We start from the raw sequence: 23,623 nt of genomic DNA on the forward strand, positions 1-23,623 counted from the left end.
CAAAAATTAAATGTATTAATTACCATATGAGCGAATTACAACCATCTCTAAGAATTGCTATAGATTTAACTCCTCTACGACCTGGTGGTGAAAATGGAGGCGCTAAAGTTTTAGTATTGACCCTACTAAAGCAATTTCAAGAATTAGCACCTCATCATTATTTCTTACTCCTTACAGCTCCTTGGAATCATTTAGAATTAGCCCAATACGAGACTAACAGGATGGAGCGACTATTAGTTCCTGATTCAATTGATACATCAAAAAAAAATAATTTGGGGCTTTTCTCTAGACTTGTAAAAAAAATAGTTAATAAAATTAACTTTAAGTTCAATAACTTTATAGGCTCTAGCTCCTTCCTGAAAGAAAATAAGATTAATTTACTATTCTGTCCTTTCTCTGCACCAACATATGCTGACAAAGATATTCCGTTAGTAGCTATTGCTTATGATTTACAGCATTTAGACTATCAATTTTTCTTTACTGCTCAAGAACAGCAACATCGAACAAAATTTATAGTTGAGCTTCTTAATAAGTCTCAAAAAATCATTTGCATTTCAGATTTTACACGCCAATCATTTATCAAGCATTTTAAAACGCCCTCCGATAAACTTGCTGTTATACCGATTTCTATTCATGAACGCCTAGTTGAATTAAATGAAACCACTGTTATAGAGCATCTCAGTAGTATAGGTTTAGCAGGACGAAAATATGCATTTTATCCTGCTAACTATTGGCCACATAAAAACCATCGTATCTTGTTAACAGCCTATGGAATATATAAAAAACAGTTTCCAAATTCACTTTTAGATTTAGTTTTTACAGGTGCATTAGAACATGAAGAAAATCACTTAAAGGAAGCAGTAGACCTTATGGGCTTGAGTGAAAATATCCTCTTTTTAGGATTTTTAAATCAAGAGGCATTAACAGCTGTTTGGCAAGGTTGTCAATGTTTAATTTTCCCTTCATTATATGAAGGATTTGGGATTCCAACTTTAGAGGCAATGAAATTTGGTAAGCCAGTATTATCTAGTAATGCTGCTAGCTTACCAGAAGTTGGAGGAGATGCTGTTATCTATTTCGATCCTCGAAAACCAGATGAGATAGCATCATGTTTGGCAAATATTAGCGGTAATCAATTATTAGTTGAACAACTGGTCAAAAAAGGGTTTCAAAGATTAGAGCTATTTGATGGTAAGGAAATGGCTTACCAATATTTAAGTATTTTTCAAAAAGAGGCTTTAAATCAAAAGACATTAATTCAAACAATGATTTCTGGCATTTATGATGATGGTTGGTCAGCACCTGAGTTTCATATTTCCATAGAGCCAGGTTTGTCAGGGCGAACTCTAGAGATTTTGTTTGAAACTCCTGAATTTTATCCAACCTCTAAAGCCACGATAAAATTACGCACTAAACAGAGAAAAGCTTCTTACAATTGCCTTCGGGGCGAATCACAGAAAGTTATTTGGCCACTTTTGCCTACAGGTGAAGTGGTAACAGTGCAAATATCGCCTAGCTTTCAACCTAGTCAACTAAATCTGAACTCGGATCAACGTAGGCTTGGGTTAATGGTACGCCATTGTCGAGTAAACTTAGTTGATGGGTCATCTAGTTCAATTTTAGCATTAGAGAGTGTGGTGTGAACTTAAAATTTAGCGTTATTACACCTTCTTTTGGTCAGGGTTGTTTTATAGAAAGAACTATACAGAGTGTGCTATCTCAACAATTGGCAGATACAGAAATGGAGTATGTAGTCTGTGATGGTGCTAGTACCGATGGGACTGTAGAAATCTTAAAAAATTACGATAAGTACATAAAGTGGGTTTCAGAACCTGATAAAGGACAAGCAGATGCCGTTAATAAAGGTATCGGTATGACCACAGGTGACATAATTGCTTGGATTAATTCTGATGATATTTACTATCCAGGAACTTTTCAGGCGATTAAAGAGATTTTTGAATCTTATCCCAATATACAAGCTATATATGGTGATGCCGATCACATTGATGAACAAGACCGAATTATTGAAGCTTATCCGACTGAGGCTTGGAATTATCAACGTTTAATCGAAACTTGTTTTCTCTGCCAACCATCAGTATTTTTTCGCCGTAGTCTAGTTAAAAAATATGGCAACTTGAATGATTCTCTCAAGTACTGTATGGACTATGAGTTGTGGCTTCGTTATGCAAAGAATGCACCATTTCATTATATACCACGCAAGCTTTCTGGTTCCCGCTTATATAAGACTAATAAAACGCTGGGTCAACGGATAGCTGTGCATTATGAAATAAATAATATGATGCATTCCAAATTTGGAAATGTACCAGATAAATGGATTTTTGCTTACGCACACGTAAAGATAGAAGAGACTTGGAAGTTAGACAGAACAAAACCTATTCAAAACATGATTTTTGTGAACGCAGTAATTTTTAATAGTCTGTGGTCATTTTATCATTGGAAAAAATCGATTTCAATTAATGCATCAGTCAGGATGATTTGGTGGTTAATTGCTGCCAACATATTTCTGATTAAAAATTTAGTTTTACTATTGAAAAGATTATGAGGATCGGTTTTGATATTAGTCAAACTGGAAAAGCCAAGGCAGGATGTGGATATTTTGCGGATAGTCTTATAAAACACCTAGTAAGCTGCGACAAGAATAATGAGTATTTGCTTTACTCAGCATTTGGAAATACTTTTTGGGATCCAGAACATGGAACTAGCACGTGCCGTCTTTATAAAAGTAATTGTACTCATCTACTAGACCATTTTTCACATTATGATTCTCTAGACTTTTGGAGTACTTCAGCAGCAATTGATGAAGAGAAATTAGGGAATCCAGATATTATTCACGGGAACAACTTTTCATGTCCTCGTTTTACTTCTGCTCGTTTTGTTTATACTTTATACGATCTGAGTTTCCTCGATCATCCAGAATATACTTCTGAGGAAAACCGATGGAATTGTTTTAATGGTGTTTTCAATGCAGCAATGCAAGCTGACTTAATTATTGCTATTTCTGAATATTCTAGACAACGATTTCTGGAAATATTTCCCCACTTTCCAATAGAAAGAACTCGTGTAGTCTATTTAGGAAGTCGTTTTCAACATCGTGATGAAGAAAAACCGGTTGCTGACCTCGAACCTGGTAATTTTTGGCTTTCTGTAGGTACTTTAGAACCAAGGAAAAATTTACGCCGGACTTTGTTGGCGTATAAAAAATATATCGATATTTATAACGATCCGAAACCTTTGGTTTTAGCAGGAGGACAAGGATGGTTAGAAGACGATCTTGAAAGTTTCATTGTCAATATAGGCTTGACTAAGCATATTCGTAGACTAGGGTATGTGGATGATGATACACTAAACTGGCTATATAAAAATTGTTGGGCATTTGTTTATCCATCAATTTATGAAGGATTTGGATTGCCCGTTTTAGAGGCAATGAGTCTTGGCGCAGCTGTTATAACTTCTAATACTACGAGTTTACCTGAAGTTGGCAAAGATGCAGTTTTATACGTAGATCCTACAAGTGAAACTGATATTGTCAGAGAATTAGTAAAACTTAACGATGGTAAATTGCGTGATATTTTGAAGATGAATAGTCAAAAACAAGCAAAAAAATTTGCCTGGTCATACACAGCAAACCAAGTAATTCAAGCATATATAGATGTTTTGGAACTTCCTAAAAAAACTTCTGTAAAAGAGGTTAAAGCCAAGATCCCGCACTTCGATATCTAGGACATAGATATTCAATAATATTTTCAATAAATAATAGGTTGTTATAAATCATGAATGATGAAAAATCTATCAATGAATTAATATTGATAGTAATTCCCGTTTTTAATGATTGGCAATCATTAGATATTTTACTCATAAATTTAGACAAAGTTATGAGTAATGAAAGAATGAAATGTGAAATTTTGGTGATAGATGACGCATCTACCATACCTGCTCATGATAGTTTTATGTTTGCACATTTTAACGCTATTCAAAAAGTGAACTGTCTAGAACTGAAGCGAAATTTAGGGCATCAAAGAGCCATTGCTATTGGATTAGCTTATATTGAAGCCAATATAATATGTCAAGCAGTTGTTGTGATGGATGGAGACGGAGAAGATACTCCTCGAGATGTGTTAAGACTCATAGATAAGTGTAGGGCAGAAGGATATAAAAAGATTGTTTTTGCTCGAAGGAATCAGCGTTCTGAAAATCAGATATTCAAGGTATTTTATAAAATTTACCAATTGCTTTATCATTTACTAACTGGCCAGGAAATACATGTAGGAAATTTCAGTATTATCCCTCACAGGATATTATCCAGACTTGTAGTTGTTTCAGAAATATGGAACCACTATACTGCTGGAATTTTGAAAGCAAAAATACCCTGGACACAAATTCCCTGTAATCGTGGTGTACGTCTAGCTGGACAGTCAAAAATGAAGTTCGTATCTTTAGTGATACATGGACTCAGCGCCATTTCTGTATATGGGGACATTATAGGTGTTAGATTTCTGATTGCAACCTTATTACTAATGTTGCTCAGTATTACTATCATTACAATCGTTATACTTATTAGAGTAGCTATTCCTAATTGGGCACCTTATGTAGCTGGACTATCTTTCATTATATTACTACAATCTTTGACTATATCTCTTTCTTTTGTATTTTTGATTCTGAGCGGAAGAAATAGTTTTGGCTTTTTACCACAGAGAGATTATCAATATTTAGTTTTAAAAGTACAACAAATTATTCCTAAATCTTAATTTATCTTGATTTCAGTAATTGCTCTTTATCAAGCTTGAAGCAAGTCAAATCACTCAAATTAGAAAGATAATCTTGTACAGAATTATGAAAGATTAACCATGAAATTTAAATTACATTTAACAAATATAAATTTTCTACTAACAATATTAGCCTTTTCTGGCGTTGCTCTGGCTTTTAGTGTATTAATTATCAAAAATTTATCTGAGCCACTTGTTGGATTTGGTGATACAGAGCAATGGGAGTATGCAGGATTCTACCTAAAAAATAATATAAGCTTTACACCATTTCCTCATCTGGATCTTATTAATAATCAGGTATTTTATCCTTACGGAACTAGTAGTGTTTTTCAGCCTTGGTCAATTGAAAGAGATATTTTTTATGGTATCTTTTACTCATTTTTTGGAATTGGTCCCTGGATACAAATCTACTATCTTTTAAGCGTTTTGCTTACAGGTATCGGAACCTTCATTCTGCTTTTCAAAGATTATAGCTTTGCCCGCGCTAGTGGGGCTGGTTTCCTGATTCCCTTCTTTAGCTTCTACGCAATTCATCAATATCCAGCGCATCTCGGCTATTCAGTATTTCATTGGACTGCCCTTAGTTTAATCACTGATTTCCTCATACTCAAAAGAGTAATATCGGGACAGTATGTATCTCTAAGACTTATTTTATTAAGAGTTTGTTTACTTATTTTATCTCTAGGACAAGAATTAGGATACATAGCTGGTTGTTCTTTAACGTCATTTACAATTTCTACTATTTTTGCTGCGTTATTGATTGGTTACAGGTATTTTAAAAATAAAAAACAGAGTTTAGTAAGCTTTATCAAAAGTACAGCAGTCAATTATAAAAATGAGTTTTTTGCCCATTCCCGCGTATCCCTAGCTTTACTGGGATTATGGGTGATTTCAAGCTTTATTAATTTACCCCTAATTTTACAAATTGCGAGAGAAGCAAAAAGCTTTGACTTTACTGAAATTCCTGCTGGAGCTTGGTGGGCTAATCCTCTTAGAATACTAATTCCTTTTCTACCATTTTTTAACCCAGGACAAGTTAATCTCGATCAATTCTTTAACGATTCACCAGAAGGTTTAGGTGCTGGTAGTCCAGGCTGGTTTTTACTGATTATCGCATCTGTCGGGTTATGGCAAGGGCGCAAAAAAATTATCATTTTTATACCTCTACTGCTGATTTTTCTTCTTTGTCTGCTTTACCACCCGATTCACTTTCCCATACTGAAAATATTTCCCTGGTTTGCCTTCAGTCGCGTTCAAGGTCGTTTTACTGTTCTCTACCCGATCATACTTTGCATTTTTGCTCTAAATATCAATCTGAATGGCTTACGTTTATATAATAGACGGCTACTGTCAGCGCTCTTAGTATTTTTGGCTTGCACTGAGATTTATACTGCTTATTCACTGAAACTAAGCGCTCACCCTTTCTACTCCTTGGACAATAACTTCCTTCAATATATGAACTATGTTAATAAACAACCAGGAGAAGCAGTTCTAGATTGGCCATTCTGTGTAATAGGAGGTAATGCAGTAGGTGGAAACAGTCTTTGCCCATATTATTCAAAGAATATGGCAATTTCTAGTTTAAGAAGATTTCATAATAAAAAGGTTATGGGACACTATTTTGGACGCTTACATACTTCTCAAATCCAACCATATATTGATGCTGGCTGGGATAAACTTTTTGCTCCTGACATTCAAGATATTTTCAACGCAAGCCATCAAAAACGCTGTTTTAGTTCAGAGGAATGGACTTTTTTTACAGATTTTTATAAGCTGAATGACTTTGCAGGAATTAATCTTTATCTAGATTTTTTACCACAAGATTGTGTTAACAATTTTTATACACGCTTCGGCAAGCCAACTGTAGAAACAAAAGTGCCTGGAGCCGGTCTAGTTAAATTTATACCCAAATCTTCTCAATTAAGAAATCAAGTGAACTTAAACTTGGGAAGTCACCTGAAGTTTGAACCTTTTTTAGATTTGTCTGAAGCTGACTTAATTAAGTTTCAAGTACCCTATGGCTTAAATCTAAAGGGGCTAACTATAGAGACTCATCAAGGCAGTACATGGCGCTGGGGTTTAAGTCCAGAAACTTTGCTCAAATTTAAGTTGCCAAATTCTAAATCAGTAACCTTAGCTTTCAGCTTTATGAATCCAATTAATGGACAGGATGTTTTTGTGGAAGCTAATGGAGTAACTTTGGACAAACTAGTTAATCTCAGCAAAGATACTAATATTAAGCGTAGACTTAAATTTAAAAGTATTCCAGGATGGAATACAGTAGTTTTTAAATACAAAGATTGGAATAATGGGAAAGTTACGTTTGCACCAGATGATGAGCGCAAGATGACTGTTAATTTTACGCAACTTGCAATTGAAGAGGAATAGCAATATAAATTGCAATTAAAAAATCTAAAGGATATTTCGGTGACATCACAAGAACTTATTTTATTGCTAATGTCAGTCCTTGCCAGTGTAGGAGGACAGTTTTTCTTAAAAGCAGGTGCGCTAAAGTTAGGTAGAGTAAATATTGGAAATGCTGTTAGTCACATTCTTAGTATCATTACAACACCTGAACTTGTATTAGGACTAGCGTGTTACGGTCTGGGTGCGCTAGCATACATCATGCTTTTAACCAGAGTCAGTCTGAGTATTGCCGGCCCATCTATATCCTTAGTTTATGTTTTCTCGGTTCTGTTAGGTTACTTTATATTTAGAGAAGCTATTCCCATAACCCGTCTTATCGGTTTGAGCTTTATCGTGGGTGGAGTTATTTTGGTAATTTGGCAAAAATAAAACCCACTTTCATCTAAGTGAACCTTATCAAAGAATCAATAATAAAAAGACATATAGGCGCTCTATTTCTAGAATATGCTTTGAAAAGATAGAATAACCATAAGGCACTCTAGCGTTTAAGCTTATGTTGGGAATTAGCATTTTTGACAAGAAAATGCTTTGTTTAATCTCATCAAAAAAGTGTATATAACGAGAATGTCTCCCTTTAGCAGAATTCTGCATAGATGCTCATATAGTTATTATCGATATGATACTTTTAACCAGAGATATTAATTGCTACCCTACTAATTTTGATACCTTATAGCTAACATCTCCACAATCTTGATAATTTTGTTATAGCAAATGACTCAAAAAGCCCTAATTACAGGTTTAACAGGACAAGATGGCTCTTATCTAGCTGAACTTCTTCTTGCTAAAGGCTACGAAGTTTTTGGCTTAGTCCGCCGCTCCAGCACAAGCAATTTAGAGCGCATTAACCACCTCTCAGGCAATGTTCAAATTGTATCTGGCGACCTTTTAGATCAATCTTCTTTAATGGATGTGATTACCGAAGCTCAACCTGACGAAATTTATAATCTCGCCTCTCAAAGCTATGTTCCTCTCTCTTGGACACAACCTGCTCTCACCGCTGAATATACAGCCCTTGGTGTCTCCCGTATTTTAGAATCTATTCGTCGTTGCAAACCTGATGCCAGATTCTATCAAGCATCTAGTAGTGAAGTCTTCGGTCAACCTGATGAATCACCTCAAACTGAACGCACTGCCTTTCGTCCGCGGAATCCTTATGGTGTTGCCAAAGCATACGCTCATTGGATGACTGTCAACTATCGAGAGAAATACAACCTTTACAACTGCTGTGGTATTACTTATACTCACGAATCGCCTCGACGTGGGACAGAATTTGTATTTCGCAAAATCACCCATGCAGCTGCTCAAATTAAACTAGGTTTAGCAAATGAACTAAAATTAGGCAACCTAGATGCCCATCGTGATTGGTGCTACGCCAAGGATGCTGTTTACGCTATGTGGCTGATGTTGCAGCAAGCACAACCTGATGACTATATCATTGCTAGTGGTGAAACTCACTCTGTCAGAGAACTCGTTGAGTGTGCTTTTAACTGCGTTGGTTTAAACTGGCAAGATTATGTCTCAGTCGATCCTGCTTTTTATCGCTCTGATGAACCAGTGCAGTTAGTTGGTTCCATTAATAAAATTAAGACGGAGTTAGGTTGGCAGCTTCAGCATTCCTTTGAGCAATTGGTTGAGTTAATGGTTGATTACGATCTAAAAAAATTGAGCAACGGCGGAGCTTAAATATTCTGATGCTAAAAATTGTAGTTGATGCCACCCCAGTGGATTCAAAACCCAGTGGGGTTGGCTTTTATGTTGCTAATTTGATATGCGCTCTTGATGTATTACAAAAAGACGAAAATTTTCAGTTAGGAGTAGTGTATCAACCAGGGTTAAAAAATTGGCTTCAAGGTGACTTCAGTTTTCCTAAATTATTTAAACATTCTTCTCAACAATATGTTCTGCCTTTACCTGTAAGAATTTCAGATTTATTGTTAGCTTTAGAGTTTAAACCTAGTTTATCTTACTTTGAAAAATATTTCGGTTTTCCAGATATATTACATGGTACAAATTACTCGGTTTATCCCTGTAAAAATAGTTTAAAGGTAATGAATATATACGATCTGACTTTTATTAGATATCCTCACTATATAGATTCAGTGGTAAAAACATATTCAGAAAAAGTAAAGCGATGTTTACAGTGGACAGATTTAGTTTTAACAATTTCAGAAAGCTCTAAAAAAGATATTATTGAATATTTGCAAGTAGACCCCAAAAAAGTATATGTCACACCTTTAGCTAGTCGCTACTATCCTAATTACTTGTCTGAGGAAATTGCCCAAGAACTAGAAAAAAAAGCTAGTTATGATTTTTCCAAGCCATATCTACTTTTTGTTAGCACAATAGAGCCAAGAAAAAATATTAATACTATAATCACAGCTTTTAATTTTTTAAAAGAAAAATATAAAATTGAACACCAATTAATATTAATTGGTAAGAAAGGATGGAATTACAAACCGATATTTGCAGCTATTGAAAATTCCCCTTGGGCAAACCAAATTCATCATCTTAATTACCTATCTAATGAATTAGTTGCATTATTTTACTCAAAAGCTGATGTCTTTGTTTATCCATCTCACTACGAAGGGTTTGGTTTACCTGTATTGGAAGCAATGACTCTAGGCGCTCCTGTGATCGGTTCCAATACTTCCTCAATTCCAGAAGTTACAGGAGATGCTGCTATACTAGTTCACCCTAGTAACCCTATCCAACTAGGGGAAGCCATACTGAAAGTAATCAGTGATTCCCAGTTACGCCAAGAATTAATTAATAAAGGGAAAGCTAGAGCAAAATTATTTTCTTGGGAAAGAACGGCAAAAGAAACATTAAACGCTTACAGAACCATTATTTAATGAAAATAGTAGATAATACCTCTGCCAAACAATTAATTATTAATTTATCTATTCTATTGTCTAAACCAACAGGTATAGGCAACTATGCTCAAAACCTTTTTCCTTATTTAAAATCTTTGCAACCTACCCTATTAGTAGCGCAAAAATATCCCGATTTTGACTGCTATCCAATACCGTCAAACTTAGCACCAGACCGCGGTACAAAAGGTCATTTTAACCGCCTCATCTGGACACAATTTCAATTACCACAAATATATAAAAACCTCAAATCAAGTCTTTTATTCTCCCCACTGCCGGAAGCACCTCTTTATAGTAACTGCCGTTTTGTCGTCACATCTTTTGACATGATACCGTTGCGCTTTGGCAAACGCTTTTCACCACTTACACCCTACCATCGCTACTACACTCCCCAAGTTCTTAAGCAAGCACAACACATTATTTGCATCTCCCAGACTACGGCTAAAGACATCACTGATTTTTACCAAATTCCCGCCAGTAAAATTACTCCGATTCCTTTAGCGCACGATCGCACTCACTTCCATCATCTCAACCTCCCTACCAGCAACTACTTTCTCTACATTGGACGCCAAGATCCTTACAAAAACATCCAGCGACTCATCAGTGCTTTTGCGGCGTTACCTAACTGCAAAGACTATGAACTATGGTTAGTAGGGCCAATTGATTCGCGTTACACCCCGACTTTAAAAGTGCAAGTTGCAGAATTGGATGTAACTAATCAGGTGAAGTTCCTTGACTATGTTCCTTACAGTGAATTACCAAAAATCATCAATCAAGCGATCGCTCTGGTTTTTCCTAGTCTCTGGGAGGGTTTTGGTTTACCTGTCCTCGAAGCAATGGCCTGCGGTACTCCCGTCATTACCTCCAATCTCTCTTCTTTACCTGAAGTGGCTGGCGATGCGGCGATTCTAATCGATCCCTACAACACTGGAGAAATTACAGAGGCGATGCAGTCTATTGCAATTAATCCAGAATTGCGATCGCGCCTTTCTAGTCAAGGTATCACTCACTCTCAAAAATTCAGTTGGGAAAAAACAGGAAAAGCAACCGCCGAAGTGTTATCTCGTTACCTATAAACTAACGCCATAATTTAAATGCAATGATTTGGGATTTTGTCAAGATTTCAGATTATCTTGACTAATGACTTGTAATTAATCCTAAATCCTGATGAAAGCACTATGAAAGCACTAATTCTTTCTGGCGGTAAAGGTACACGTTTACGTCCCCTCACCTACAGCGGGGCAAAACAACTTGTTCCAGTTGCTAACAAACCTGTTTTATGGTATGGCATTGAAGAAATGGTTGCGGCTGGTATTACTGATATTGGCATCATTATCAGTCCAGAAACCGGGGCAGAAGTCCAAGGGAAAACCGGAAATGGAGAAAAATTTGGAGCAAACATCACCTACATTGTACAAGATCAGCCACTTGGACTTGCTCACGCCGTCCAAATCGCTCGTCCTTTTTTAGGAGATTCTCCCTTTGTCATGTACTTGGGCGATAACCTGATTCAACTAGGTGAGTTACGTTACTTTCTGCAACAATTTAGCCAGCAGCAGCCAGATGCTTTGATTCTCTTACGTTCAGTTGCTAACCCTAGTGCCTTTGGTGTGGCTCAGGTGGATGAAACAGGAAGGGTATTACAGTTAATTGAAAAACCGAAAGTTCCTCCCTCAAATCTGGCATTGGTAGGGGTTTATTTCTTTTCTCACCTCATTTATGATGCGATCGCAAATATCCAACCTTCCACCAGAGGCGAGTTGGAAATCACTGATGCTATTCAATACCTCATTAACCAGCAAAAGCAGGTTGTAGCCCACAATCTCCAAGGCTGGTGGTTAGATACTGGTAAAAAAGATGATTTATTAGAAGCTAATAGATTGATTCTCGATACCTATCTGACAGCATCAGTTGTGGGCGAAATTGATGCCCAAAGTCAGATTATTGGACGAGTCCAAATCGGGGTAAAATCTAAAGTAATTAACTGCACAATTCGGGGGCCAGTAATCATTGGTAGCAATTGTCATTTAGAAAACTGTTTTATTGGCCCTTATAGTAGCATCGCTAACAATGTCACACTCATTGATACTGATTTAGAACACAGCGTTATTTTAGAAGGTGCTAAAATTGCCGGAATTCATCAGCGCATTATTGATAGTGTGATTGGACAAAGGGCACAATTGAATCTTGCACCCCGTCGCCCTAAAGCCTTGCGATTTATGATTGGCGATGACTGTCAAATTGAACTAACGTGATTTACTTATTCAAAACAAAAAAACTACAGTCAAAATCTTATTCTAATACCTGTAGAATACAAGTATTAAATTATTCTCCTAATTAAGACTGTGGCACATTACTTGTAATATTAATGAGCATTGTACATACCAAAATTCCCGAAGTTATCCAATTCGAACCCCAAGTATTTGGAGACGATCGCGGTTTCTTTTTTGAAGCTTACAACCACCAAAAATTTGCTCAAGAGATAGGGATTGTTACGAACTTCGTCCAAGATAACCACTCTTGCTCTAAACAAAACGTCCTACGTGGATTGCACTATCAAATCCAACAACCCCAAGGTAAACTCATTCGGGCGATTGTTGGCACGATTTTTGATGTAGCCGTAGACATTAGAAAAAGTTCGCCTACCTTCGGTAAGTGGGTAGGTTATGAACTCAGTGCTAAAAACAAACGTCTACTGTGGATACCACCAGGCTTTGCTCACGGCTTTCTGGCAGTTTCAGAAATAGCCGAAGTTCTCTACAAAACTACAGATTACTACGCGCCCCGAAGCGATCGCACAATTCTATGGAACGATCCAGATTTAGAGATAGATTGGCCCTTGAGTGAACCACCAATTTTATCACCTAAAGACCAAGCAGGTAAATCTTTCAGAACTGCTGAAGTATTTGATTAAGTAGTCATTGGTCATTGGTCATTGGTCATTGGATTTTGTCAGACACCCAGCCTCTTGCTATACCGTAAGCTTACTTTTATAGTGGGTGGAAAAACTTTGTCTTTCATCGAACTAATTCAAACCAAGTTAAAGAGTGGACGTGGCTTCTCTTGGACAAATGACAAATGACAAAATCAATTTTGCTGATTGGTAGAAACGGTCAAGTGGGTAAGGAACTACAACAAATACTCTCATCTTATGGCGATGTTATCTCAGTAGCACGCCCAACAGTAGACCTTGCTCAACCTGATACCCTCCGCAAAGTTATCAGATTCAAGCAGCCGCAAATCATTATTAATGCCGCCGCTTATACTGCTGTAGATAAAGCCGAAAGCGAACCCGAACTTGCTACCGCTATTAATGCGACTGCACCCCTAATTCTTGCCCAAGAAAGCCAAAAATTAGGAGCTTTTTTAATTCATATTTCAACTGATTACGTTTTTGATGGCAATGGCTGTAGCCCTTACCAAGAAACCGATGCGACTAATCCTTTGAGTGTTTATGGTAAAACCAAACTTGCTGGAGAAGAAGCTATTCAAGAAACTTGCGCCCATCATCTCATTCTCCGCACTGCTTGGGTTTATGGAACCTTTGGCAAAAATAACTTTGTCAAAACCATGCTGCGACTAGGTGCAGAACGCCAAGAACTCCGTGTTGTCGCCGATCAAATTGGTAGCCCGACTTGGGCGCAAGATATAGCGGCAGTTATAGCCCAGACGATTCCCCAGTTAACCCCAGAAATTAGCGGCACTTATCACTACACTAATAGCGGCGTTGCTAGCTGGTATGATTTTGCTGTCGCTATTTTTGAAGAAGCACAACAACTAGGCTTCCCTTTGAAAGTTGAACGTATTGTCCCCATTACAACTGCCGAATATCCAACACCAGCCCGTCGCCCTGCTTATTCTGTCCTTGCTTGTGGAAAAATTGCCACAATTCTAGAGACTTATCCACCCCATTGGCGACAAAGACTCCGGCAAATGCTCACAGATTTGAAAATTGGGCATGAAGATTAGGGGATAGGTGACAGGTAATAGAAAATAATCTATACCCTGTAACCTGTACCCTATTCCCTTCTTCACTACCCATTCCCTATTTCTTTTGACTTTTTAATACTCCCGTTTCATGTTGTATTGGCAAGACATCTAAAATATCAGTTTGGGAACAATATTTTAAATCTTCGTGACAGTCAAGACGCAACAATCGTTGGCCGTGACTAGCTTGGTGAAGTAATCCTAATAAGTTATCTTGCCATTGAGAGTAAAGAGCGATCGCACCAACTACTTCATCGTTACCAGCTAGTTCTTCAGGTGACAACTTGGTTTGTTGCAAAATACTATGAGCGATCGCACCTGCACAAACTGTATCCTCTAAGGAATAACTGCCTTCCCAACCGGAACCGACAATCCACACTGTCTCTGGTTGCTTATCTAAGAGAAATTGCACCACCGCCGCCCGGTTAATCAAGGCTGCTGCTAAGACATTTGGGGAATCTTGTACCCGTTGTAAAGCACGAGTGCCATTTGTGGTACTGATAAACAAACGCCGCCCATCTACTAATTCTGGTGTGCAGTCGAGAGGAGAGTTACCCAACTCAAAACCAGCTACTTTCGCACCGCCGCGTTCTCCAGCCCGCAGACGTTTTTCAGGGGGCCATTTTTCGCTAACTTCAATTAACCGATCTAAATCGCTGAATACTTGTACAGCTTCGCCTCCAGATGCCAAGACAGTCGCAATTGTGCTAGTAGCTCGCAAGACATCGACTGCGATCGCACATTCTGGCGCTTTATCCGTTGGAGTCAATTCAGGAGTGTGGTATACGAATAACTTCACGGGCTGGATACACCTGTTTTAATACTACTGCCGAAAATAACATTCTACCTAGTTGGTGTCACTAACTATAGTCACAATTATTCGCAAACAATTTTTTAGCATCAAATATGCACGATGTAACCTATTCAATACAAAAATACTCAAAAAGTCTATTTTTATGCTTTTAGACTTTCAGATTTGCTGCACTATCCTGTAATCTAAAACAAGAACAGGTTTTCTCAAGCTGTATTTGGTATTTCAAGTTAGCACCACTACACATCCTGACTAAACTTGCCAAATAGAAACTAAAGTTTTTCCCTCCACTTTGCTCATCCCAAATCGAAAATCGCTATGGCACCTTTACCCGACTACCGCCCTAAACAACTATCTTTAGGCCCGTTAGAAGCGGAAATTTTAAATATCATTTGGGAGCTTGGTTCAGCCACAGTCAAGGATGTACACGATCGCATTCTCGCCGATCCCAACCGCGAATTAGCGTATACTTCTGTAACCACAGTTTTACGTCGCCTCACTGATAAAGGTTGGCTGACCTGCGATAAGAAGGAGCGGGCATTCTATTGGCGGCCAATGCTGAGTAAGCAGCAATCAGATGTGATCAAAGCTCACGAGCAGTTACAACGATTTTTGGCAGTGGGGAATCCCGATGTTGTTGCTGCCTTTGCTGATAGTCTGGATGAAGCAGCTAGCGAGCAAATAGCAGCGATCGCCAAACGGATTCAATCTGCACGCCAAGCCAGGGAGGAAGAATGATGCATCTGATAATGATTTTAAATGCTTTGGCAGTTGCCTGGTGGTTAAGATCCACTTGGAATCAACCCCAAGGCAATTGGAGTCGGCGGTGGCAGCGATCGCTATTTTTGTTTCTCTTTCCGCCTTTGCTAATTTTCATGACTGCGATCGCTGTGCTGTTCATGGGGCCTCAAGGGCAAATGGGGGGGATGTATACAGGCTCAATTAGCTATTTACTTGCATTAATTTATTTGGCATTTTTTGCCATTTCATGCATTAAACTTGCCTTCCAGGGTTGGCAGTCTGTAGAATCTGCCCGTAACTGCCCCTTAGTGAATGTTGGCGATAGACGAGCCAGACTGTTGCAAACAGGCGCGTTGTTCGCCGGTCAAATCGGTTTTTGGCAACCAGAATTAGTGGTTAGCCAAGGATTAGTGCAAACTCTCTCACCTGCTCATTTAGAAAGCGTCTTAGCCCATGAGCAAGGGCATCACCATTACAGGGATACGTTCTGGTTTTTCTGGCTGGGTTGGGTGCGTTCTTGCACAGCATGGTTGCCAAATACAGAGCCTTTGTGGGAAGAACTGTTAGCTTTGCGCGAACTCCGTGCCGATGGTTATGCAGCATTGCAGGTAGACCCTCTGGTGCTAGCAGAATCACTTTTATTAGTGGTTAGTAGCGGCCCCGTTTTATCAGAAATTTGCTGTGCTGCATTAGGTTCCTCTGGTGCAGATCGATTAGAACAAAGAGTAGAAGCTCTATTAGCACCACCAGAACCAACCCCAGAAGCTCAATTACAATCTTGGCATGGCTTTCTGTTGGCGTTTTTACCTCTACTGACTGTGATATTTCATAGTTAATTTGAATTTATAGCAGGGAACAGGCAATGGGAAATAGGCAATAGGCAATGGGCAATGGGCTTGCAAGTGTCTTGATGTCGGCGTTTTACGATCGGTTTATGTTCTAAACTATATTTCAACTGCTATAAAAAGCTACTACAGCCCAAAACTGCAACGGTAGCGACATTTGTCATGTCTGTAGCAACTTCTGCCTTCCCTGTAGTAACTTCCGCTTTAACGTTTCCGTGTTTCGCGCAAGCTGTAGCGACTTCTGCTTTGACGTTTCCGTGTTTTGCGCAAGCTGTAGCGACTTCTGCTTTAACGTTTCCGTGTTTCGCGCAAGCTGTAGCAACTTCTGCTTTGACGTTTCCGTGTTTTGCGCAAGCTGTAGCAACTTCTGCTTTGACGTTTTCGTGTTTCGCGCAGGCTGTAGTAACTTCCATCATGACTGTAGCGACATTTGCATGGAATACAGACCTAACCCCCAGCCCCTTCCCTTCTAGCGTTGGGGAGTAAGATTCAAAGCCTCTCCTTTTAGGAGAGAGGTTTGGAGAGAGGTCAAAAATGTACTGCACCCAAGCGAGAACCACTATAGGACTGTTATATTACTCTTCTTCTAGCAACTGTTCTATATACTTTTGCACCAAAGGCACTTGAAAAGCATTGCCTTCTGGAGTCAAAATCTCTTTTCGCGTTAGTTTGCGGATAACACCTTTGTCTTGCTGCGTGGGAGTTTCTCCGTAGATTATCCGGCGTAGGAAAGAGCGATCGCTCTCTGCTAAACTCTTCCATAATTCCCGAAAATACTGATCGCCTCGCTCCAGCACAACAGGTATAACTTCTTTAACATCCTGTGCAGTAGCTTTTGCTGTATCTGCTTCTCGCCTGTTTCTTCTGATATCGCGGTTTAGCAACTCCACCACCTCATAACACACCAACTGAACGAGATAAGGTTGACAGCGAGTAACTTGGATAATTTCATCTACAGCCGTTGGTTCATAGATATCGCCGAAGTTCTCTACTGGCTGTTGAATCAAATCGCGGGCTTCTAACTCGTGCAGGTAAGTCATTCGCAAAGCACGGGTGTTAATTAGATAGTCACTCCAGTAATCATCAAGTTCAGATAACTCCTGGGAACCACTAAAAAGTAAAATCCACTTCTGTTGGTGTTGCAACAGGTTACGAATAAAATTGAGTGGCACACGGCTGCTTGTTGCTTCCACCACCTCACCCAGGCGTTCATATTCATCCAAGCAGAGGAGAAATTGCTTACCGGAGTTGTTGCGTTCTATTTCTGCTAACCAAGTTTGCAGCGCGGGAAATGGATCTTCAGCTAGTTTCTTGGCATCTGGATAAGGTAAGTTTACTGTGCGGGGTAATCGCCGTGCAGCTTCGATAATTTGTTGAGCTAAATTTTCAGCCAATCCTTTTAAGGTTGTGGCTGATGCTGCACCCTGTAAATCTACCAGCAAAGGTACAATATTTGCTTGTATTCTGTAAGGTAGATATTTCAGCGCTGAAGTTTTCCCTGTCCTCCGCCCTCCATAGAGTAACAACACTGGCGGTTGCTCAGAAAGCGCCAAAGATTCGATTTCCCGAAATATATCAATTCGCCCTTTGAAACGATTCTTTGCTGTTTCCGGGTCTAGCGAGTTACCAGCAATATAAACTTGTCGAATTTCTTTTGATTGCTGTGCCTGTTCCTCTAAAGTGCGCTGCGCCGTTTCTAGTATAGTTAGCCAGCTTTGTGCAGTGTTGCCAAAAGAGACAGCAACGCGAGCATCTTTAGCCAAAGCTAGACTTTGCCCCAGTTGGCGTAATGCAGTAATGGGAATGTTCAGTAACTCATATTGACGATAAAGTGAAGTTGCTTCTTGTGATGCCCGTACATTCTGGCTGATTTCCAAAAATTGGGGCAGTATAATGCCAAGTTTTTTTGGTGGTGGTGAGGGAATCCACGCTAATTGGTTGGCAATGTCTACAATATTGCTCAACCTCTGACAACGATTGAGAATATCTACAGCAATACCAAAAATTGCCTGTGCTGCAACTTTTTGCTGATTGGTGGATGTAATTAGATAATTAATAGTCTCACGGGCAGTGATTGGGTTGTTTCGATAAGCCTCTACAATCATCACATCCATGAAAGGCAGAGGCAAAATAATTAATTCATCAAAGCGAGGAGGCAGATATCGCAAACAATTTACTTGCTTTCCATTGCGAGATAACAAGAACAGGGTGAGTATCCATAGTAATTCTGGCAACCAGAAGTAAACCCGCAACATACCCAAAATCCACGCCACGCCGAACGCAACGCCGAACACCACACCTACTGCTACGCCGAACGCCACGCCGAACACCACGCCGAACACCACGCCAAACACTACGCTGCCCGCCACGTTTACCGCCAGGCCAAGCGCCACGTTTAGCGCCAGGCCAAACGCCAGTCCGAACACCAGGCCGAACACCACGCCGAACACTACGTTGCCCGCCACGTTTACCGCTAGGCCAAACGCTACGCCGAAAACTACGGTCAAAGCTACGGCGAAAGCTACGCCTCCCACTACGTTGAGGGATGCGCCTACCACCATGCCGAACGCCACGCTTACCGCCACGCGTCCCACTACGCCGAACGCCACGCCTGATAAAAATTGAACTGCCGAAAATATATTAAGGGCAATAACCAGGAAAATAACTACTCTATTTTTGTTACTGCCACGGTCTAGAACTCTTCCTATAAAATAGCCCACCAAAAAAACACAACTTTTAAACCAGTTAAATGACTCACCATTAATCAGAGTGTAAACTGATGCCACCAGCAACACGGCAAACATTGGAACTACAGCAGTTACCCACCAAACCTGCCCAGCATAGCAATACAGGCAGGGGTTAGTACGAAATTCAGCCCGTTTATCAAAGGGGTTATCTCTCGGCTTCAGTTCTGGATGGATATCGCGCAACCAACGTTCAAAGGTAAAAGGCTTGAAATAAACCCAATACAGCAGGCGCAAGCATTCAGCCACATAATTCCAAAAGCCTGATGCTGGAGACGCGTTACTCATTGCTACTTTATCCCCAGCTTCTCACGCACAAAATCCCAAACTTCATTCCAGTGCAGCACACCCACCCAAACCAAAACTGGTAAAAGCAGGATGACTAACCCAGTAATCCAGTTGCCTATATCACCTACCGTTGCACCGATGAATTTGGGTATTTTCCCTAGACGCACTGGCAAATCCCAAACTAACCAACGCAGCCATAATTGCCATCGTTGTCCTTTTGCTTTAGATTTAGGATTTGCAAGCTGTTGGTCAAACTGCTGTTTTGCCCACTTGATTGGCTTGCCTTGTTGACGTGCTTCCCACAAATAGTAACCAGCCAATTGCAACTTGTAAGGATAACGATCGCCCCATTGCTGGGCATGATTCTGTTCGTCTACACTCAAAGCTGCACCATTAGTAGAGCGAGTTGGTAAGCGCGACAGTTCAATCGCCTCATCTGTAGTTAGTTCATTCAAAGAAATAGTGTGACCAATATTGAAAAAACTAGAGACAAACCGATGCTCGTTAGCATAAACATCCAGTTGTTTACGGGAAGCCACCACTAGCATCAAGGCGTTGCTATCCATCAGCGATCGCAAATTGTCATAAAATCCATTATCAAATTTATCGGGATATTTCAAAAGGCTTTCAAAATCATCCAAACAGAGAACAGGTAGCTTTCCTTGCTGTTTCCATTGCTTAACCGCATCTGAAAAAGCTTGACGATTAAGCGGTTTAGTCTTCCAAGGATTTTGCAGACTGCGTTGTTGCCATCCCTGAACGTGATTCAGTAAACCTTCAGCTACAGCCTCATAAAAACCCGTTTCAGTTTGGCAATCTACACCCCGTAACGGTAGATAAATTACCACATAATTACTGCTGTTGTTTAATACTCGCTGCTGCCAAGTCCGAACGAAATAATGCAGCAACGAAGATTTACCAATGTGCTTGTCACCAATTATATTAATACTTGTAGGCTGATCGCCCTTCATCCGAGATGCGATCGCGTGTAATTCATCTTTACGACCGACAAACAGCCTGGGGTCTTCAATCATCCCCGCAGCTACAAAAGGATTGGCAGGCAGCGCTCCAGAAGTCATGTAAAGCGTTATCCTAGTTTCAGCAATTTTAAGTGCAATCACCTAAAAGAATAGCACTAGCCCTATAATCTCTTTGCAGATCGCAAAGACGCGATAAATCACCGTCTCTACGAACAACCGATTTGTAGAGACGGCGATTCATCGCGTGTCTTGCCTTAAACGTGGCATCTAATAAAAATATTTATTTGGCAGATGGGCCAATGTTCACTGCTACAAGTGCAAAACATACCCTTGATGCGATCGCCAATTTCCTAAATTAGATTAACAGCACAATCCCTTTAATACCTTTGCCAACCCAAAAAGCGTAAGGGTTCCTGTTCGAGCTGCGATCGCAGCCTTTGCTGAAACTCCAGCACTTGTTTAGGACAAGCACCAAAAGACCCATAATTCAGAAACGTCACAGTCGAGTCAAGCGACCATAAGTCTCAAATGGATAATTTAGAATCCAAAATTTAAAATCCAAAATCTAAAAACTCCCCAGGCTGGATTCGAACCAGCGACCAATCGATTAACAGTCGATCGCTCTACCACTGAGCTACTGAGGACCACTCACGATTTATAATATTAGGGCTAAAAATAGTATTTGGCAAGTACTTTCGCCAATATTTTTTTTAGAAACTTAATTTAGAGAATTATTTGCAGCCAGAATCGATTCAGGAACTTAAGCAGAGACTCTTAGATACTAAATATCTATAATCCCATTCGTAATTCAGCCAGACGCTGCCGCGCTTTAGCATCAATGGCATTAGCTAAAAACCTACTCTTAGATTGTTTGCGCGTATGATACTTTTGTCGCATCCGGCAGACAGTGGCTTCCACTTCCCCGCAGAGTTGCTGTGCTGACAACCATTCAGCCCCATACCCTTGGATCATCAACTGCTGTGCCCGATCTGATGTAGCAACAATCACACGAGAAATCAAAGATTGGGCTATTTGGTGGCGAAAAGAAGCGCAGGATTTCTCAATATAAGTATCTGCTGTTTGCCCAAAATCAGTGTAATAAACAGATAAAAGCTCAGTAATAATTTCTTTATTACTAGAGCAATTTTGATATTGGGCATCAAAAACTATCTGAGTTGTGTAACCTTGAAACGCACTATAACCAGTCATCGCTTCCACAAGCTCGCCCCGTGCGGCCTCTAATCCAACGCTATCACGCGTTTTTTTAAGGCAAGGCCAAGCGCCTATGATATTGTAGCCGTCCACTAACAAAACGGCTTGGAGTAAGGAACGGGGCATGGTTTTTAATCACAATTTTCTAGAGTTAACAAAATTCATTCATAAGTTTTATAATAATTGATGCATAGTCTGTAACACTATGTTACACAGAATAAAAAATACGGCAACCTCACAAAACTCAAGCCTCAGATAGACGCACCAACTTAAAACGCGCCTTTATTTAAAAGGCGCGTTACAGTTCTTTCTTAGTAGTATTCAGGAGTGCTAAGTAGAATGAATTTTACTTATTAACTCATTACTCATTACTCAGCACTCAGCACTGACTTAAGAGGCTTCGCTCTGTACCTCCATCAGACGTTGTTTGAGACGTTCGGCTTCACCACTATCAACCAGAGAGCCTTTTTCTAACAAGAAAGCGCCATCACAGTAATTTAGCTCATCTAATCGATGTGTCACCCAAAGGGCTGTAATACCTCGACTTTTGACAAGGCGGCGGACACCAGCAACTAAATCCAATTGGCTATCTGGATCTAGTAAAGCAGTGGGTTCATCTAATAATAGAACTTCACAGCGACGGGCGATCGCACCTGCGATCGCGACTCGCTGTTTTTGTCCCCCAGAAAGTGCATAAATAGGGCGTCGTTGCAAGGTAAGCAAATTCACCGCCCCTAACGCCTCTTCAACTCTTGCTCTGGTAGCAGCAGATGGTAACTTTTCTTCCACCAATCCAAAAGCCACATCAGCACCAACTGTTGGCATCACCAGTTGATGATCCGGATTTTGGAAGACAAAGCCAACAGGGTGCAAAACCCGAATTTCGCCAGATTCAGGAGCTAATAACCCCGCCAGCAGTCTCAGTAAAGTAGATTTTCCACTGCCATTTGTACCCAAGAGCATCCAAAACTCACCCTTGGGTACTTTTAAAGAGCAAGATTTGATCACTTTCTCTCCATTAGGCCAGCTGAAATTTAAATCCTTGACCTCAATGCCCACTTGAGCCATTTGTCAACCTTGGTTACTCAGCAGCTACAGCGAAAAAGCCAGGTGGTCTGCCGCCACCAGGGGTTGTACCATCTTTCTGAACAATCTGCACCCCAGAAATTTCACTAGCGCGGACAGCAATTTTTTTCTCTGTCTTGCCTTCGCACTTGAGTTCTACAATGTCAGGGTTCCCAGAACGGATTGCAGCCAAAATTAGCTGATAGACAGCCTCAGCATCCTCTGCTGACTTACGTTGTACTGAGATTGGGAAAGCAGTGTTTCTGATGCTTAAATCGATGGTAAACATTTAGCAATAATCAAATTTAACTGTGGACTCATTTTAGCGTCAGCTGACTGATTCTAGGGAAATGGGTATTGGACAGTTAGTTCACAGTTAACAGTGGAAAACTGTCAACTAACTTTCCACTCTCCTTTCTCCCTCCACTCCCCAGTAGAAACGCGGTTTATCACATCTCTCGCATCTCATTGAGATAAAAAATTAATTTTTATGACAAAACCCCTAGAAAAATTAGCGATTTACACCTAATATGATTAAAGGTGTGTAAAAAATTGTAAACTTGGTTAAGAACCTGGTTAACTTTCTGCTTATAGAAGGCTTTTATATGGCCATCTATAATACAGATACAACCTGTACTTATAAACATTTGGAGATTTGCTCTAATGACCATCGCAGTTGGACGTGCCCCTAGTAGAGGGTGGTTTGACGTTCTCGACGACTGGCTCAAGCGCGATCGCTTCGTATTCGTAGGTTGGTCAGGGATACTATTATTCCCCTGCGCCTTCCTAGCACTAGGCGGTTGGCTGACCGGCACCACCTTCGTAACCTCTTGGTACACCCACGGATTAGCCTCCTCCTACTTAGAAGG

At 40.0% G+C, this 23,623-nt stretch carries 22 protein-coding genes, 1 tRNA gene and 1 pseudogene; 15 read left to right on the forward strand and 9 right to left on the reverse strand.

The features are described from left to right. Positions 1-26: 26 nt before the first annotated feature. The 12 genes from V7K53_RS18480 (at position 27) to rfbD (ending at position 14,050) form a co-directional block, all read left to right on the forward strand. On the forward strand, positions 27-1,643 hold the full coding sequence (locus V7K53_RS18480; RefSeq protein ID WP_335198920.1) for a glycosyltransferase family 4 protein: 1,617 nt from the start codon (positions 27-29) through the stop codon (positions 1,641-1,643). After that, positions 1,640-2,563 (forward strand): glycosyltransferase family 2 protein, encoded by a 924-nt coding sequence (locus V7K53_RS18485; protein WP_335198921.1) that lies wholly within the window; start codon positions 1,640-1,642, stop codon positions 2,561-2,563. The genes V7K53_RS18480 and V7K53_RS18485 overlap by 4 nt, the downstream gene beginning before the upstream one ends. Then, a complete protein-coding gene (locus tag V7K53_RS18490) occupies positions 2,560-3,741 on the forward strand; it encodes a glycosyltransferase family 4 protein (RefSeq protein WP_335198922.1) in 1,182 nt (393 codons plus the stop codon). Before V7K53_RS18485 ends, V7K53_RS18490 begins: the two co-directional genes overlap by 4 nt. 50 nt (positions 3,742-3,791) lie before the next feature. Next, positions 3,792-4,766, forward strand: coding sequence for a glycosyltransferase (locus V7K53_RS18495; protein WP_335198923.1), 975 nt, complete (start codon positions 3,792-3,794; stop codon positions 4,764-4,766). Positions 4,767-4,865: 99 nt separating this feature from the next. Continuing rightward, positions 4,866-7,172 carry a hypothetical protein gene (locus tag V7K53_RS18500; RefSeq protein WP_335198924.1) on the forward strand — a complete coding sequence of 769 codons (2,307 nt, stop codon included), beginning with the start codon at positions 4,866-4,868 and terminating at the stop codon, positions 7,170-7,172. A 39-nt stretch (positions 7,173-7,211) separates the two neighbouring features. After that, entirely contained in the window at positions 7,212-7,580 is a 369-nt protein-coding gene (locus V7K53_RS18505) for an EamA family transporter (protein ID WP_335198925.1), read from the forward strand. A gap of 342 nt (positions 7,581-7,922) precedes the next feature. After that, complete coding sequence (locus V7K53_RS18510) at positions 7,923-8,894, forward strand: GDP-mannose 4,6-dehydratase (RefSeq protein WP_335198926.1); 972 nt, start codon at positions 7,923-7,925, stop codon at positions 8,892-8,894. 8 nt (positions 8,895-8,902) lie between these two features. Continuing rightward, positions 8,903-10,063, forward strand: coding sequence for a glycosyltransferase family 4 protein (locus tag V7K53_RS18515; RefSeq protein ID WP_335198927.1), 1,161 nt, complete (start codon positions 8,903-8,905; stop codon positions 10,061-10,063). Next, a complete protein-coding gene (locus tag V7K53_RS18520; protein WP_335198928.1) occupies positions 10,063-11,157 on the forward strand; it encodes a glycosyltransferase family 4 protein in 1,095 nt (364 codons plus the stop codon). Before V7K53_RS18515 ends, V7K53_RS18520 begins: the two co-directional genes overlap by 1 nt. A gap of 102 nt (positions 11,158-11,259) precedes the next feature. Beyond that, positions 11,260-12,336 (forward strand): glucose-1-phosphate thymidylyltransferase, encoded by a 1,077-nt coding sequence (locus V7K53_RS18525; protein WP_335198929.1) that lies wholly within the window; start codon positions 11,260-11,262, stop codon positions 12,334-12,336. A 113-nt stretch (positions 12,337-12,449) separates the two neighbouring features. Continuing rightward, a complete protein-coding gene (rfbC, locus tag V7K53_RS18530) occupies positions 12,450-12,995 on the forward strand; it encodes a dTDP-4-dehydrorhamnose 3,5-epimerase (RefSeq protein WP_335198930.1) in 546 nt (181 codons plus the stop codon). 164 nt (positions 12,996-13,159) lie between these two features. Then, positions 13,160-14,050 (forward strand): dTDP-4-dehydrorhamnose reductase, encoded by an 891-nt coding sequence (rfbD, locus tag V7K53_RS18535; RefSeq protein ID WP_335198931.1) that lies wholly within the window; start codon positions 13,160-13,162, stop codon positions 14,048-14,050. Positions 14,051-14,126: 76 nt separating this feature from the next. On the opposite strand, the gene V7K53_RS18540 is transcribed toward rfbD, so the two are convergent. Next, a complete protein-coding gene (locus V7K53_RS18540) occupies positions 14,127-14,867 on the reverse strand; it encodes a 2-phosphosulfolactate phosphatase family protein (protein ID WP_335198932.1) in 741 nt (246 codons plus the stop codon). Positions 14,868-15,197: 330 nt separating this feature from the next. On the opposite strand from V7K53_RS18540, the gene V7K53_RS18545 reads away from it, so the two are divergent. Together V7K53_RS18545 and V7K53_RS18550 are read left to right on the forward strand one after the other, a co-directional pair. Next, entirely contained in the window at positions 15,198-15,617 is a 420-nt protein-coding gene (locus tag V7K53_RS18545; protein ID WP_335198933.1) for a BlaI/MecI/CopY family transcriptional regulator, read from the forward strand. Continuing rightward, positions 15,617-16,456, forward strand: coding sequence for a M56 family metallopeptidase (locus V7K53_RS18550; protein ID WP_335198944.1), 840 nt, complete (start codon positions 15,617-15,619; stop codon positions 16,454-16,456). The genes V7K53_RS18545 and V7K53_RS18550 overlap by 1 nt, the downstream gene beginning before the upstream one ends. A gap of 122 nt (positions 16,457-16,578) precedes the next feature. Here V7K53_RS18550 and V7K53_RS18555 read toward each other — a convergent pair whose 3' ends face one another. The 8 genes from V7K53_RS18555 to V7K53_RS18590 all read right to left on the reverse strand — a co-directional run bounded on the left by V7K53_RS18555 (position 16,579) and on the right by V7K53_RS18590 (position 23,043). Then, positions 16,579-16,881, reverse strand: a complete 303-nt coding sequence (locus V7K53_RS18555) for a hypothetical protein (protein WP_335198934.1) — start codon at positions 16,879-16,881, stop codon at positions 16,579-16,581. A gap of 159 nt (positions 16,882-17,040) precedes the next feature. Continuing rightward, on the reverse strand, positions 17,041-19,497 hold the full coding sequence (locus V7K53_RS18560) for an AAA family ATPase (protein WP_335198935.1): 2,457 nt from the start codon (positions 19,495-19,497) through the stop codon (positions 17,041-17,043). Between the two features lie 2 nt (positions 19,498-19,499). Then, positions 19,500-20,576 (reverse strand): nSTAND1 domain-containing NTPase, encoded by a 1,077-nt coding sequence (locus V7K53_RS18565; protein ID WP_335198936.1) that lies wholly within the window; start codon positions 20,574-20,576, stop codon positions 19,500-19,502. Between the two features lie 278 nt (positions 20,577-20,854). Next, a complete protein-coding gene (locus tag V7K53_RS18570; protein WP_335198945.1) occupies positions 20,855-20,977 on the reverse strand; it encodes a hypothetical protein in 123 nt (40 codons plus the stop codon). Positions 20,978-21,049: 72 nt separating this feature from the next. Further along, positions 21,050-21,121: transfer RNA gene (locus V7K53_RS18575), tRNA-Asn, on the reverse strand. Between the two features lie 145 nt (positions 21,122-21,266). Next, positions 21,267-21,815 (reverse strand): NYN domain-containing protein, encoded by a 549-nt coding sequence (locus V7K53_RS18580; protein WP_109011419.1) that lies wholly within the window; start codon positions 21,813-21,815, stop codon positions 21,267-21,269. 264 nt (positions 21,816-22,079) lie between these two features. Then, positions 22,080-22,757, reverse strand: coding sequence for an ABC transporter ATP-binding protein (locus V7K53_RS18585; protein WP_335198937.1), 678 nt, complete (start codon positions 22,755-22,757; stop codon positions 22,080-22,082). A gap of 13 nt (positions 22,758-22,770) precedes the next feature. Further along, a complete protein-coding gene (locus V7K53_RS18590) occupies positions 22,771-23,043 on the reverse strand; it encodes a hypothetical protein (RefSeq protein WP_012410874.1) in 273 nt (90 codons plus the stop codon). 374 nt (positions 23,044-23,417) lie between these two features. Between V7K53_RS18590 and V7K53_RS18595 the strand changes: the two are divergent. After that, positions 23,418-23,623: pseudogene (locus V7K53_RS18595) on the forward strand (photosystem II D2 protein (photosystem q(a) protein)); the annotation flags it as partial.

The organism is Nostoc sp. (assembly GCF_036917355.1).
Lineage (GTDB): Bacteria > Cyanobacteriota > Cyanobacteriia > Cyanobacteriales > Nostocaceae > Nostoc.